The following is a 13,647-nucleotide window of genomic DNA, read 5'->3' as shown; positions in this document are numbered from 1 at the left end:
GCAGCATAAACCCAACGCAAAAGTAACAAAAGCAGCCAAAAGAGGCGCATTAAAAACGAGGCGTACCGAAGAAAGCTCCAGGAAAACGAAAAATGGGGTTAATGGAGGTGGTTGCAGTTTCCGTTTTCGGGCATCAACTTCTGCACTTTGAGGATTTTCTTGAATTCGCTTTCGTTGAGTGATGCCCGTCTGCCATTGGCGTAAATCTCTTTCACCTTCTCCACAACCGTAGCCACTTGCTCATCCGATGGTTCATTGCCGGTTAGTTCGACGATTTTGTGTTTTATGCCGCTTTTGCCTGACTGTTTGCCGATGGTTAAGCGTCGGGTGTTGCCGACCAATTCAGGCGGATAAGGCTCATAGGTCCAGCTGTTGTTCAGAACACCGTGCATGTGTATGCCGGATTCGTGTGCAAACCCGTAGTCTCCCACGATGGCTTTGTTGGGTGGAATCACAAACCCTGTGGCTTTGCCGATGAAATCCGCTGCTTGCTTAAACAGCCCGGTTTTTCCCGCGTATTTTTGTATGCCGTTCTGCAGGTAGAGGTTGAGTAGAACTTTTTCGGTTTCGGCGTTTCCTGCGCGTTCCCCAATGCCAAGGTAGGTTGTGCTGGCGTAGATTTTGTCCCACACCCCTGACGCTGCACGAATCGCTGCCATCGTGTTTTCCACTGCGTTCCCAAAGTCGTCATGTGCATGAATCTCCAATGCTTTGATACGGGTTTCTTTTTTGAGTGCCTTCACTTTGGCAGGAATCCCGTTCATCACGGGCGCTTCAGGGTCAGAAAGCCCAATACCCACCGTGTCACAAATTCGGTAACATTCCGCGCCAGCATCTGCAACTGCGTTAACCCATTTTTTCTCAAACGCCCAATCCGCACGTGTACTGTCTTCTCCATGCACGAAAACTCGCAGTCCATGGTCTTTTGCTGCGTACTCCACCACATCCACCACATTTGCCAAAAGCTGGTCGGCGGTTTTGTCGGGCCATTTTGCGGCGAAATGGATGTGGGAAACTGGATGTGAAATGCCCACTTCGCTAAACCCAAGGTCTAATGCGCTGTCGATGTCTTCGCGGACTGCTCGGCACCATGCGGCAACGCGGCAGGGCAGGTTTAGGTTGTGGATGAGTTTGGCTGCTTCTTTGTCGGGTTGTTGATAGTGGAAAACTTCGAGACGTTCCACTCCGATTTCGCAGAGCATTTGGGCTATTTTTGCGGCGTCTTTGGGTGAGGTGGCTAGGCCAGGCATTTGGATGCCGTCTCGTAGGGTGGTATCATCGATTATGGGTTCTGTTTTTAGTTGGGGCATTTTGAAGAAAAAATCGGTCAATTTCATGGGTAGACCACTTTGAGACTTGGTTTGATTGTTGTTTTGTATCGCAATTTTACTGCATTCTAATCATTGATAAATGTTTCTGCAACTTTACTATAAATTTGTCCAAGAACACTTGGATATACAATGAAGCAAAGTTTACATTAAGTAAATAAAAACTTTACATAACTGCAGAGAGAAGACAAACGTAAACCCACAAGCATCCAACAAAACAAAAAATCTTACTGCCTCAAATTTGAACACAGCGCCTTAATTGTGCCCGAAACCGCCAAAACATGAACCGCAGCATCCTGCCCACAAATTGACGTCACCGTAGCCAATGCTGCCCGCACACTATCCAATGCGCTCAAGTTCGCGCGCAAAACCACAAACTTGTCCTCGCAATCCAGATGTATCAGCACCAAATTTGCAAGGCTCGCGCCATACTCTCCATATAGCCTTGTTACTGCGCCCCAAACTGCATCCATAAACTCTCGTTCGCTGGGCATCGAATCCACCTCCAACTTCAATGCCAGGTAACGCCGCTTAAACCGCTTCAACAATCAGCCCCCTGCTTAACCACCCGAATGCCCGGAGCCACAAACCCCTCGGCAAGTTTTTCGCGGTTTCGACAAACTAACGCGGCAGGATTCACTGAAACAGTATTCAGTGCCGGTTCACCTTGCAAGCCAAACAGCGACAAAAGCAAGGCCACTTCGCGGGGTCGACGCATAAGCAGCAACTCCGAAACTCCACTACAAGCCACAACAGGCACGTGGTACTCTAATGCCACTGCAACTTCCCTGCGCAAAGACGACAACAACCGCACGCGCGCTGGCCCTTCCAAAACCAACAGCGGTTTCACATCCACCTCAAACCCCGCCTGTGCTGAGCTAGCCAGTTCTGCTTCGGCAAAGTCAAAGAACCGTCGCTTAAAATCTAACAGCGGAAAATTCAGCAAGTCCACTCTGCGGTCTTTGGCGGCTTGCCGTGCCACTTCCTTGTTTTCGCACAAAACGCAGATAACTTCGAATTTTCGCCGCAGCTTCCGCAACGCACTCAACAAGTCAGCTTGCGACCGTGGACGCAAATCTACTCGTGAAACAAAATCCACACCCGTCTCACCGAATGTGGCTTGGAGTTGGCGGATTTGTTCCGGTCGAGTTTCAGGCGCAAGCGGTGTTGCGATTTGTTTGTATCCTAACTCTGCGGCTTTTTGGGCAACTTTAAGGGTTTGGGTGCCGTCGCGGCAGTTGATGCGCAGATGCAGGTCAGAGAAGACGCGTCTCATGGCAGGAGTCCTGCTTGGCGGCAGATTTTGGTGATTTCGTCTGGAGTGCGGTTTTTGAAGTGAATCTTGAAATGAATAGGGTCGTTAGGGGAAAGCTTCACGGTGCCTAAAGCTGCGTTTTGCTTATCTAAACGCAAGAAAAGGTTGTGTTTATCGATGTGGCTTTTCAGTTCCTCATCCAACTGTTCCTTGTCCAGCGCAGAAAGCGACGCGCCCAGTTTTTGAATCGCGGAGAAGAGCAGTTCCCGGTTGGAAAGTTTGGTTTCCACCATCACAATGGGGTTTCCATGGTGCCCAACACAGTTAGTCTTATTCAAGACAGCCGCTTCAGCCAACGCTTCGGGCAGGGTGTTGCGCACGGCAGTTTCCACTTTTTTAAGGTCTTCGGTGGCGTGGCTGAAAACTCGAATTTCCACGTAAGCGATAGGGTACTTAGAAGAAGAGGAAGACAAAAGGGGAACACCGCACATTGGTTAATGGCGGCTTCTAGTTTTTAGATTTTTGCGTTTTTGCGGGCAGTTTGTCGGCGTGGGCTTTGAGACAAGTGATGTTTTCTTCGTGGATGCTTTTGCGTTTCCAATCGATGGGTATGCCGAGTTTGCGTGCGCTGGCAGGGTTTAAGCCTGCGTCTCGCACTTCGTCGGGGCTAAAGCCTTTGCCAAGCCGTTCTTTGCCTGTTTGGCAGGTAACCATAGGTTTGATGTGGTGCATTACTGGTGCACTCCTTTGTGTCCGTATCTGCGGCTTGGACGTGCCTTCTCAGAGCCTATGCCCTTGTGGTGCAGTCCACGGACGTTTTTGCCAGCGCTGGTTAAACCTCGGAAGGCGCGGCGGGTGTGTTGGTTTTCGGTTATCCATTTTATGTCTTTGTCGGATTTGATGGCGGGGTGGCTAACATCAACGAGGATGACTTCGAACCATTTGTGGCGTCCGTCTTCGCCAACCCAGTAACTGTTAAGAACTTCGGTGTTGGGGAATTTTCTTCCTGCACGTTCCTCGGCGATTAAGCGGAGGCTTTTGGCGGGTTTGAATTGTTTAACACCCATGCGTTTGGGTCTGCGTCCGCTGACTGGGCGGAGTTTGCGCAGGTTACCTCTGCGGACTTTGACGCGTGCCACTATGAAGCCTTGTTTGGCTTTGTAGCCGAGTTTACGTGCTCGGTCCAGTCTAAGGGGGTGTTCCACGCGGTTTACGGTGGGTTCTTTGCGCCATTGGATGAGGCGTTGGCGCATGAGTTCTTCAACGAAGCTTTTTTCGGGTTTTGCCCATTCTTCGGCTATGTACTTGTAGGACATTCTGATTTCACCTTGGTATGTTGCGGTTTGCGGTTCAGTCCCACTTGGGGACCACATCCCAACGGACACTGCGGTCCGTCAAATCGGAAAGTAAAAACTTCAAGCCCAAACATAAACCTTTCCAGCACATCAATCCTCAGCCATGGTTATTTTTGTTTGTTGCTTCACTATAGCTTGACTACCTCTGACCTACCCCTCCCTCTATATATAGAAACTGCACAACACCAAAGCGCGTAAAATGTTGCAGCTTTAACTTCTGTTTCTGAGACAAGACCGTGAGTTCAAACTACAAGCTTTTCTTTGAAACAGAGTTCTTGCGCATAAAATGTACAAAGCAAATAGTAACCACAATGCCCGCCGCAAAAACAGCCAATAAGCCAAGGGTAAAAACATCAACAGAGGGCAAATTTTCGTCTTGAGGCTGCAAAGAGGGCGACAAAGAAGGTTCAATTGTGGAAGAGGTGCTTGATTTAGGCTCAGGTGTGACAGTAGCAGTCGGTTCGGTTAAAGGCGATTGTGAAGACAAGGAGGGCGAAGCAGAAAATGAAGGAGTTGTCTGAGAGGGAACGGGTGCCGGCGTCTGGGAGGGGTGCACGGAAGTTGATGGTTGTGGAGTCAATGCACTTGAAGAGTTTGATTCATAATCAGGAACTCCAGAGAAACCCGTTGCCTGACAGAAACTAACCTCACCAGTATCCGCCCAAATACCCACTTCAATACCGTCTGCCGTGCCATAAAGCCTATCAAAATAAAGCTGCACCTTCCAAAACGGATACAACACCAAAGGCTCCCTCACAAAATCAAAAAACTCAACACCCACCAGCTCCTCCCGCAACGAAAAATTCATAGCCACATACTCACCACCCTGAAAAATCCGCAACACATACTCACCAGCCTGCTTTCTAGCAATCTCAACCGCATCCTCCCTAGAAACATTCACATCAGAACAACCAACCGAATACAAACCCCAACTATTACCAAAACCATCTAAAAGCCCATCGGTAAAAGTGAAACTAATAAACTTTCTAGAGAAATCAATGCCATTTACTGATTCAATCCAATCGAATCTTGTTTGATTACCATCAACTGAAGTTACCAGCTTCATGTCCTCACTTACTATCTCCACAGATGAAGAGTCACTAGCTTCATCTAGTAAGGCGTGCATCCTCTGAGTAAGTGAACTTGTTAGGAAGTTCTGGCTTCGCTGAAGAGTGTTTCCAGCCAGTGAAACTACACTTTGTGGAGGTTCATCAGTCAGAATAGGCTCCCCTTCATCTACCCAAACATTAACACCATACAATGTTTTGTTTACAAAGGTAAATAGTATATCAAGGGTACTTAAACTCCCGCAAGTTAGGCTATACCTAACACGTTCTTCGGCTAGACCCCCCCATTGTGATGGGTATTCAACATGATTAGATATCAGATCTGTATCATATTTTGATAAGTCGAGACCAATAACATCCGTCATGAAAACTAACGCATTTTGTTGGGCATCCCAGTCTTTAGCATTTATTTCGGGAGTCATCACAATAGTAGAAGCAACAATGCTGATCATAAGTACATAAACAAACAATTTTTTGGTTTCAAATTTCATATTTTCATCCTCCTTGGGGCAAAACCATATCTCCATTACCTAAAACAAGCATTTTACACTTCCAGAGCTCTCCACCTTCAAGTGGATGCTCAGGATCATAAACTTCATACCCTGTATAGAGGTCCATATCGCTGAATTTCTTCGTTGGGTTTCCTAAAACATATGCTGATGCCAAGTTAAGCGCATCATTTATTGAACTGCCCTCTTGTAGGGCTTCTTGGTAGAATTTCATGAGGAAGTCAGTATAGGTGTAGGCTGTTCCCGGGATTGTTCCGTTTAGCCATCTTGAGTGGTTGAGGAAGCTTATGAAACAATAGTCATTCGGTGAATCATTGGCATAGCCATCAATGGTCCACCCATATTCTTCACCATGATGCGTCCAAGCATAAGGCAGCCCAACCGCACCAGTACCACTAACTGAATCCCAATAACCCAACTCTTCTGCCAACACACAAGTCCAAAGAAAAACAAAATAATGCTTTCCTAAAGAAGTCGAACAAAACAACTCAGTATCCCAAACAGAGTCACCGAGACTATCGTAGTAGCCCCAGTGCTTTGTTTGAGGCACCCCAGGCACGTCAGGTAAACTAGTGAAGTTATAATGCCCATAATGGAATACTGTTACATAGGCACAAGTTGCCTCATAAAAACTGGCATTTTGATAAACACGTGCCTTTGCGGTGCTCCCTCCATACTCGTTTGGCGCATAGGCATATACAGTTGATTGCTGCCCGAAAGAACCAGCAATGCTAGAAGCAGCTATTGCGGAAGCAAGATTCGACTCATAGCCCTGATCATAAGTAGAAACATACACAGGAGCAGCCGCAACCATTCTCTCCTCAGCACCCCAACTGCCATGGATAGGTTCAGGAGATACGTATTTTCTCATTAACCCATAATCGCCATAACCCCAATACTCTATCAATCCTAAAGACTGTGTAAAATCTACCCTGGCAATGTTTCCAGAGCCCCCACTCCCCGAATTAATCTCCACAAAATCCCACATACCAACCATCCAATGCGCAATCCAACCATCTCGCAACAACAAGAAAACCGTAACGCTATCACACTGAGCAGAGTCCACATTAACCAAAAACTCAGCAGTCTCTGGACCAAAAGAACGGTTAGCCGTCCGGTCATAATGCTGCAAAAGCCCCGCACCCTTTAAGGCGGGACTATCTTGAACCGGAAAATCCGCCGACGAAGTTCTCTTGTAAGCACCATCATAAATTCTAACCGACCACTCATACTGATAATCTGTATAATCCCAATAACCCTCCCAGCACCAACGCAGATACTTGCCGTTAATCCATGACTTAGGAACTGAAAAGAATGCCCACCCAAAACCAAGACCTTCAGTAGTCGAAAACAGATATGCAGTGGTGCCACCATAAAACCAAAGGTCAGGAGCATAACTAGGATTAACTTGCTGCTCTCGCAATTGCATGACGTCTGCAGTAAACTGATTACTAGTAGTTAGAGCATTTGGGTTGCCATAGTAGATGTATATCGTTTGATTAGCCAAAGATAAGTCACCAGCAATCTTAACCCAGAAAGTAGCAAAACTTCCAACACTGACAGAATCCACCCAATAGTTCAGTAAGGTCACACCATCGTCACCTGTAAACCGTATGTCCCCAAAATCCCCCCTACATTCACCATCTAGGTAAACCTGGTCTCCAGTACCGTCCCGCCATAATAATATACATTCAACTTTACAGGATAATTAGTACTATAACCGTTTTGAGCATTTGTCAAGTTTAATATCGCATGGCTCTTCCTAAAAAGCCAATTGTAAGGCGCCCAAGAAGACGATGACCGCCCACCATCTACCTGCCAAGCAGGATCATACTCTACAGTTAGATACTGAAAAGCCCCGTTCATGATTTGAGTGCTCTAAGCTTTCATTGTGCAACTTAAAACCGACCAAAAGCTCGCAAGCCTGACAAGCAGGAAAAGTTAACCAGATCCGAAGATAGCATTGTCCACCCTCTTCAACAGGAAGACATTCAAAGTACCAAGCAGTCATGTCTAAAACTTTAACGTTTTGTTCAGTGTTACTCAAGTTTCCACAAATACTTCGCCAGTATAGTGTCTCAGTGGTGTTCCAATAAAACATCTTGCTATCTAAATCTGCAAAATCAAAATGCTGTTGCAACATAACACTATCCAAAACTTTGCTTGATGTCTCATTGTCGGCATCTATAAGCGTATTCTGGTTAACCATATTCTGAGTCCCATTAACTGAAGTTTGATTACTAGTTTGATTAATAAAAGGCAAAGCACTTTGATTAAGGCAAACATACACAACGCCATCATATACCGTATTGGCAGCTTTTTTAGTGTAGTTAAACGCAACATTGTAAGCAGGATTCTCCCAGTATGAAGACAAGTTCAACTCATGCTGAGTTGTCACATTATACGGGTCATAAACCTCTATGCAACTTGGAATAGATGAGTCACCATCAAACCCTAAACAGAAATCAACAGAGCCACTGAATGTTTTACTGGTGAAATTTAAGTACAAGTAACCATCAGCCTTAAGCGTGTGCGGCATCGCAGAAAAGTAGACATCAGCACTATCCAAATAGATTTTATTTCCTGTTATTGATACTTTTTCCTCATCACCAATTTGCGCAGGAATTGAAGTTACAAACGTTGAAGTAAGCAACATAACTAAAAGTAGTACGCCCACTACTACCATCAATCCCCTCATTTAGGTACACCAACAGGCAAACAAACTTATGTTAATATCAAACCGTTTCACTTATTAGATTTATCTTTAAATACGAATAACAAGGTGAGTTACAATTCATTTACAAAATTTTCCCACTCATACTTAACAATGATTGAATTAAACTAATTGCCTTCATTTTGTGCTTGTGTCAAAAACACTCATTAAAAATCAATTGCTAAACCCTTGTTATACGCCACCGACTATTTACCGCATGATTTGTTGGCGGCTACCTCCCTCTATAGTTTCTGCAATGAATTTCTAATAGCATCCAAATAGGCAGCAAATAGAGTAGAGTTTCGTCGATTAACGAAAAAGGAGAAATAATAAAGGAAATCGCTGTTTAGGCGGTCTTGAAGAATTTTGACTTCGGGGCCCCACAGATAGGACATACTTCGGGTGCTTCGCCTTCAACAGTGTTTCCGCAAACGCTACAGACATAGTAGTCGACTTTGGGCATTTCCTGCTTCGCCTTCAACGCATCAATTGCTTTCTGATACAGCATAGCATGCACCTGCTCCACCTTGTTGGCTACGTCAAAGCTCCAAGCGGCCTGCTTGTTCTCCTCCCGCTTTGCTTCCTCAATGTATTGTGGGTACATTTTGGTAAACTCGAATGTTTCGCCGCTCACCGCCGCGTTCAGGTTGTCCAGCGTAGACTGCACTTCGTCTGTTATGCGTAGGTGATTAAGTGCGTGAATAGTTTCTGCCTCAGCTGCGGCTCGGAAAAGCTTGGCTGCCTGCGCGAAACCTTCTTCTTCAGCTTTCTGGGCAAACGCTAAGTACCGTCGGTTGGCTTGTGATTCGCCTGCGAAGGCAGACTTGAGGTTTTCGTTTGTTTTAGTCATGACAAAAGTCTCCTGAAAATAGTAAGCCTCAAGCTCAGTTATAAGCCTACTGAGCCCCCAAAAATCAAAAATGAACCTTCCCAAACGGTGCACGCTGAACAGAGTGAGACAACAAAGCAATATTAGCCCAAAACCGTTTGAAAAATAGTCAGGTGAGCAACATGGAGCACGTTTTAATGAGTAAAGCCGAAGGAGTCAGGTCGTTTAGTTTACCCAAACTGCAATACGACTACAACGCCCTCTCGCCTTTTCTGTCCGAGGAGCAGCTGAAGCTTCACCACAGCAAACACCATCAAGCATACGTGAACGGCGCCAACGCTCTTTTTGAGAAGCTGGATGAAGCCCGAGAAGACAACGTGGAAATTGACTTAAAAGCCGCCCTCAAGGAGCTTTCGTTCCACATCGGCGGGCATATGCTGCACAGCACGTTTTGGGATTGCATGGCGCCTGCTGGGAGAGGCGGCGGCAGACCCAACGGCACAATCGCGGACCTTATTGACAAGGAGTTTGGCGGCTTTGAGCGCTTCAAAAGGGAGTTTTCAAAGGCAGCCAACGGCGTGGAGGGTTCAGGCTGGGCAGTTTTAGCCATGCAGGAATGCGTCGCTAGGCCCCTAATTATGCAGGTTGAGAAGCACAATGTCAATGTGTACCCGGGGTTCCGTATTGTGTTGGCGTTAGATGTTTGGGAACACGCCTACTACTTGGACTACAAAAACGACCGCGCCCGATTCGTTGACGGCTTTTGGAATGTTGTTAACTGGGACTACGCCAACAAAATCTGCGCGTTAATAAAATAATTTCCACTTTTCCCATTTTTTATTGCGTTTGTGACAGCTACTTTTATGGTGTTATTGAAAAAAGGAGCAGGAGTGCAAAAACAGGGGTTTATGGGGGCGTTATTTTGATGGCTTGCGTGGGACACTGGGTTTCGCAGGCTAAGCATTGGATGCAGTCAGGTTGCCTTACGGGGTCGGAGCGTTTCTGTCCGTCAGGAGTTTGAGCCCAGTCGTAGAGGGATACGGGGCAGACATCGACGCATACGCCGTCGCCGACACAGACATCCCAATCCACCGCCACGTTGGTCCCGTGGATACCCAGTTTACCCGATTCGCTGGGGCTCCAAACTTGATGCCCATTGTGTTCGCCTATAACTTTGCGTTTGGTTTGAAAATCAGGATCTATCGGCAAAAAATTCACCACACATAGTTGGAAGCCGAAGCATATTAAGCCTTTCTGCTTGGCGGCAAACAGAAATTGGTCTGAGAAAAAGGGGTCGTTGCAGGGAGTTATTTTTTGTCTACCGCATTTAACGCGTAGCCCGCGACGGCAACCACAGCGAAAACAACCACAATCATGAGTACTCCAAACTCGTGCACGCCAAGGTTAACGGTGGTTAGGCTTACCCAGTTGCCCTGCGAGTCTGCGAGCCCCGTTGTGCCCAGACCCGACAAAAGCAAGGCGAAAAAAGTTGCTACCGCGGCTATGGCTCCGATGCTGAGGGCTTTAAGCAGTGTGTTCATTTTGTCCACAGAATAGGATTTTGGGGTTGCGGATTAAAAGGTTTCTGAAACCACAAGAAGGCAGATACCCCGCAGTGCTGGGTTCTCGAAAGTCAACCCATAAACTGATGCGCACCATGACGGGCATTAAATCGCCAAAGAATGAGTCGGCGTTGAAAGGTTTATTTGACCCCAAAGGTGCATCATTAACATTGTGAGGGTTGTTATTGGAACGTTTTGATGTACTTGTAGTTGGCACGGGCAGTGGCATGCTCATCGCGTCAGTGGCGGTAGAAAGTGGTTTTCGCGTCGCCGTCGTCGACAACGGTCCCATGGGAGGCACCTGCATAAACCGCGGCTGCGTCCCCTCAAAAATGCTCATCTACCCCGCCGACGTCGCAACCACAATTCGGCAAGCAAACAAAATCGGCGTAAACGCCACCATAAACAGCATCGATTTTGGCAACATCATGAGCCGCATGCACAAACTCGTCAAAGAAGACACAGGCATGCAAGCCCAAGCTGTGGAAGCTACACCCGAAATGAAATGGTACAAGGGAACAGGCGAATTCACAGGGGACTACACGTTCCAAGTCAACGGCGAAAACCTACGAGCCGACAAGATCTTCATTGTCAGCGGCACCCGCGTCAAAATCCCCCCCATCAAAGGCTTAGACACCGTAGACTACCTCACAAGCGACACCGTGCTGGAGCTAAAGCAGCCCCCGAGAAGCATCATTATTCTGGGCGGAGGCTACATCGGCGCCGAATACGGGCACTTCTTTTCAGGCATAGGCGTCAAAACCACCCTCATCCAACGCCCCCAAACGCTGCTGAAAACTGAGGAGCCCGAAGTCAGCGACCTGCTAAAACTGGAACTGCAAAAACGCATCGACATATACACAGGACACGAGGCTGTGGAGGTTAAGCAGGAAGCAGACCAGAAGGTCGTGGTGGCAAAGAACCTCGCCGACGGCTCCCAAAAAGAGTTCAGGGCGGATGCGTTGATGGTTGCGACTGGCAGGGCACCCAACTCGGACCTGCTTAAACCTGAACGGACGGGCGTAAAAGTGGATGAGCGGGGCTTTATCAAAGTCAACGAGTACCTTGAGACGGGAAAGAAGAACATTTGGGCGTTAGGCGACGCCATCGGCAAGTACATGTTTAAGCACGTCGCCAACTACGAGGCGGGCATCGCGTGGCACAACTCGGTTCACGGTCACAGGGCAGCAGTTGATTACTCGGCAGTGCCGCATGCGGTTTTCTGCGAGCCGCAAGTGGCGTCGGTTGGGCTAAAAGAAGCCGAAGCCAAACAGCAGGGATTCAAAATTTTGGTGGGAACCGCACTCTACAAGGACACAGCCATGGGCGCCGCGATGGGTGAGCCAAATGGGTTTGTGAAGGTAATTGTGGAGCAGAAAACGGGCAGAATCTTAGGTGCCCACATCATCGGACCCGAAGCGTCAGTGCTGATTCAAGAAGTCATTAACGCCATGAACACCGCCGACCGCACCTACGCACCCATCATTCAGTCCATGCACATCCACCCCGCCATGAACGAAGTAATGCAAAACGCATTCGGAAACCTACAACCCGCCTAAACAGCTTTCTTTGTTAGGCGCTTTTTTTCGTCGACGCAGAAAAACCAAAGCGCCAGCCACAATAACTGCAGCTATCACCAAAATGGCTACAATGAGTTCAAAGGGGACTGAAGATGACTGAACCGTCTGGGAGCCTAAAGCGTAGAGTACACCGTTACCGACTACGTAAACGACGCCATCTGCAACCGCGGGGGAGCCTGCGCTACCGCCTGCGTTAACAGGGGAGAAGACGCCCGCGGGGTAACGCCACATTTCTGAGCCATCCGATGCGTTGAGGCAGTGAAGGTTGCCGTCGTATGAGCCCACCAAGACCGCGCTGCCTGCGACTGCGGGTGCCGAGTAGACGGATGCGTTTGTGGTGTAGTTCCAGATTTTGGCGCCGTCCGCCGCGTCTAAGCAGTAGATTTGGAAGTTGGAGGAGCCCACGTAGACCGTGCCTTCCGCGACGGCGGGTTCTGAAACTGTGTTGCCCCAGTGATAGCCGTGGGCTGGGCCAGCACTGTTGTATGGGGTGGTGTAATTCCACACTTTCACGCCGTCTGATGCCCGTAGGCAGTAGGCGTTGCCGTCCGCGGAACCAACATAAACAAAGCCCGCCTCGACCGCGGGAGAACGCACCCGCCCACCCGTCGCAAAAGTCCACACCTCGGTGCCATCGGAAGCGGCCAGGCAGTAGACCATACCCTCGTCGCTGCCCACATAGACAAAGCCGTCGTCTACTGTAGGCGAAGAATCCAACGCCGCTGAGCCTGTGGAGAAACGCCAGACTTCGGCGCCGTCTGCCACATCAATACAGTAAACGATGCCGTTTCCAGATTGGATGTAAACGTGGTCGCCCACAACGGTCGGGGAGGAAGCAGGCGCACTCTGGGGGGTGGTTGAGAAGCGCCAAAGCTCTGCGCCGCTGTCAGCACCAAAACAGTACAGGTAACCGTCTGTGGCTGCTGCAAAGATGCGCCAGTTGGAAACGGCGGGGGTTGAAGCAGCAAAGTCGCTACTTAGTGAGCGCCACTTTTGCGCGCCTGTGGCAGCGTCGAAGCAGTAAACGCCGTTTGCTGAACCAACAAACAATCGGTCATTAACCAGTACAACGGGTGAAGGCACAAATGACGAGTCAGGGTTTATGGTGAAGTTCCAGAGTTGGGAAGGGACAGCGATTGGGGCTTGGTCTGGTGTGTATCCTGTGTGGGCAGCGTTGAAGCGGTACATTGTCCAGTTTTGGGATGCAGAGTCAGCGTAAACAACGATGGAAAGTGGGCAGAGAAGAAGCAAAGCGACAACTGTAAAAACTACAAGAGTGCAGCCGGATGGACGTTTTTTGTTTCTGAAAGCCACGTTGGGTTGTGTTTCAGCGTGGAATATTAAGGTTGGCTTTGGGAAAACAGACAAAAACTGAAGCAACAGTTTGCGTCGGGCATACTTGCAAACTTGATAGGGGGTCAGCTAAAAAGTTATATGCGCCTGCAAACA

Annotated in this window: 15 protein-coding genes; 2 read left to right on the top strand and 13 right to left on the bottom strand. The window is 48.2% G+C overall.

Translation table 11 applies throughout. The annotated features are described in order from the left end of the window. Positions 1-98: 98 nt before the first annotated feature. The 10 genes from ACBZ72_00570 to ACBZ72_00525 all read right to left on the bottom strand — a co-directional run bounded on the left by ACBZ72_00570 (position 99) and on the right by ACBZ72_00525 (position 9,077). The gene (locus ACBZ72_00570; protein ID XES77388.1) at positions 99-1,337 is read right to left on the bottom strand and encodes a LeuA family protein; all 1,239 of its coding nucleotides are present in this window, start codon (positions 1,335-1,337) and stop codon (positions 99-101) included. Between the two features lie 218 nt (positions 1,338-1,555). After that, a complete protein-coding gene (locus ACBZ72_00565) occupies positions 1,556-1,843 on the bottom strand; it encodes an Rpp14/Pop5 family protein (protein XES78703.1) in 288 nt (95 codons plus the stop codon). 26 nt (positions 1,844-1,869) lie between these two features. Next, on the bottom strand, positions 1,870-2,604 hold the full coding sequence (locus ACBZ72_00560) for an RNase P subunit p30 family protein (protein XES77387.1): 735 nt from the start codon (positions 2,602-2,604) through the stop codon (positions 1,870-1,872). After that, complete coding sequence (locus ACBZ72_00555) at positions 2,601-3,056, bottom strand: RNA-binding domain-containing protein (GenBank protein XES77386.1); 456 nt, start codon at positions 3,054-3,056, stop codon at positions 2,601-2,603. Before ACBZ72_00555 ends, ACBZ72_00560 begins: the two co-directional genes overlap by 4 nt. Positions 3,057-3,090: 34 nt before the next feature. Next, the gene (locus ACBZ72_00550) at positions 3,091-3,315 is read right to left on the bottom strand and encodes a ribosomal protein L13e (GenBank protein XES77385.1); all 225 of its coding nucleotides are present in this window, start codon (positions 3,313-3,315) and stop codon (positions 3,091-3,093) included. Continuing rightward, positions 3,315-3,899, bottom strand: coding sequence for a 50S ribosomal protein L15e (locus ACBZ72_00545; protein XES77384.1), 585 nt, complete (start codon positions 3,897-3,899; stop codon positions 3,315-3,317). Before ACBZ72_00545 ends, ACBZ72_00550 begins: the two co-directional genes overlap by 1 nt. 286 nt (positions 3,900-4,185) lie before the next feature. Further along, positions 4,186-5,496, bottom strand: coding sequence for a hypothetical protein (locus ACBZ72_00540; GenBank protein ID XES77383.1), 1,311 nt, complete (start codon positions 5,494-5,496; stop codon positions 4,186-4,188). Positions 5,497-5,500: 4 nt separating this feature from the next. After that, positions 5,501-7,129, bottom strand: a complete 1,629-nt coding sequence (locus tag ACBZ72_00535; GenBank protein XES78702.1) for a DUF2341 domain-containing protein — start codon at positions 7,127-7,129, stop codon at positions 5,501-5,503. Positions 7,130-7,342: 213 nt separating this feature from the next. After that, a complete protein-coding gene (locus ACBZ72_00530) occupies positions 7,343-8,212 on the bottom strand; it encodes a hypothetical protein (protein XES77382.1) in 870 nt (289 codons plus the stop codon). Positions 8,213-8,573: 361 nt separating this feature from the next. Further along, positions 8,574-9,077: a rubrerythrin family protein gene (locus ACBZ72_00525; protein ID XES77381.1), complete on the bottom strand. Its 504-nt coding sequence runs from the start codon at positions 9,075-9,077 to the stop codon at positions 8,574-8,576. Positions 9,078-9,253: 176 nt separating this feature from the next. On the opposite strand from ACBZ72_00525, the gene ACBZ72_00520 reads away from it, so the two are divergent. Then, positions 9,254-9,874 (top strand): superoxide dismutase, encoded by a 621-nt coding sequence (locus tag ACBZ72_00520; protein ID XES77380.1) that lies wholly within the window; start codon positions 9,254-9,256, stop codon positions 9,872-9,874. Between the two features lie 88 nt (positions 9,875-9,962). On the opposite strand, the gene ACBZ72_00515 is transcribed toward ACBZ72_00520, so the two are convergent. Together ACBZ72_00515 and ACBZ72_00510 are read right to left on the bottom strand one after the other, a co-directional pair. Then, positions 9,963-10,265 (bottom strand): ferredoxin family protein, encoded by a 303-nt coding sequence (locus ACBZ72_00515; GenBank protein XES77379.1) that lies wholly within the window; start codon positions 10,263-10,265, stop codon positions 9,963-9,965. Between the two features lie 98 nt (positions 10,266-10,363). Continuing rightward, on the bottom strand, positions 10,364-10,597 hold the full coding sequence (locus ACBZ72_00510) for a hypothetical protein (GenBank protein ID XES77378.1): 234 nt from the start codon (positions 10,595-10,597) through the stop codon (positions 10,364-10,366). Positions 10,598-10,803: 206 nt separating this feature from the next. Here ACBZ72_00510 and ACBZ72_00505 point away from each other — a divergent pair, with 206 nt between their 5' ends. Next, positions 10,804-12,177: a dihydrolipoyl dehydrogenase gene (locus ACBZ72_00505; protein XES77377.1), complete on the top strand. Its 1,374-nt coding sequence runs from the start codon at positions 10,804-10,806 to the stop codon at positions 12,175-12,177. On the opposite strand, the gene ACBZ72_00500 is transcribed toward ACBZ72_00505, so the two are convergent. After that, a complete protein-coding gene (locus tag ACBZ72_00500) occupies positions 12,163-13,566 on the bottom strand; it encodes a PQQ-binding-like beta-propeller repeat protein (protein ID XES77376.1) in 1,404 nt (467 codons plus the stop codon). The two genes, ACBZ72_00505 and ACBZ72_00500, sit on opposite strands and share 15 nt — an antisense overlap. Positions 13,567-13,647 lie beyond the last annotated feature (81 nt).

The organism is Candidatus Bathyarchaeia archaeon, assembly GCA_041447175.1.
GTDB lineage: Archaea > Thermoproteota > Bathyarchaeia > Bathyarchaeales > Bathycorpusculaceae > JADGNF01.
The sequence above is the reverse complement of the archived record's forward strand: the minus strand, read 5'-3'. Positions and strand labels throughout refer to the sequence as shown.

Coding starts and splice junctions, on each gene's coding strand:
- ACBZ72_00545 (XES77384.1), bottom strand. CDS start 3,899: ATGTCCTACAAGTACATAGCCGAAGAATGGGCAAAACCCGAAAAAAGC.
- ACBZ72_00570 (XES77388.1), bottom strand. CDS start 1,337: ATGAAATTGACCGATTTTTTCTTCAAAATGCCCCAACTAAAAACAGAA.
- ACBZ72_00510 (XES77378.1), bottom strand. CDS start 10,597: ATGAACACACTGCTTAAAGCCCTCAGCATCGGAGCCATAGCCGCGGTA.
- ACBZ72_00540 (XES77383.1), bottom strand. CDS start 5,496: ATGAAATTTGAAACCAAAAAATTGTTTGTTTATGTACTTATGATCAGC.
- ACBZ72_00550 (XES77385.1), bottom strand. CDS start 3,315: ATGCACCACATCAAACCTATGGTTACCTGCCAAACAGGCAAAGAACGG.
- ACBZ72_00530 (XES77382.1), bottom strand. CDS start 8,212: ATGAGGGGATTGATGGTAGTAGTGGGCGTACTACTTTTAGTTATGTTG.
- ACBZ72_00525 (XES77381.1), bottom strand. CDS start 9,077: ATGACTAAAACAAACGAAAACCTCAAGTCTGCCTTCGCAGGCGAATCA.
- ACBZ72_00520 (XES77380.1), top strand. CDS start 9,254: ATGAGTAAAGCCGAAGGAGTCAGGTCGTTTAGTTTACCCAAACTGCAA.
- ACBZ72_00560 (XES77387.1), bottom strand. CDS start 2,604: ATGAGACGCGTCTTCTCTGACCTGCATCTGCGCATCAACTGCCGCGAC.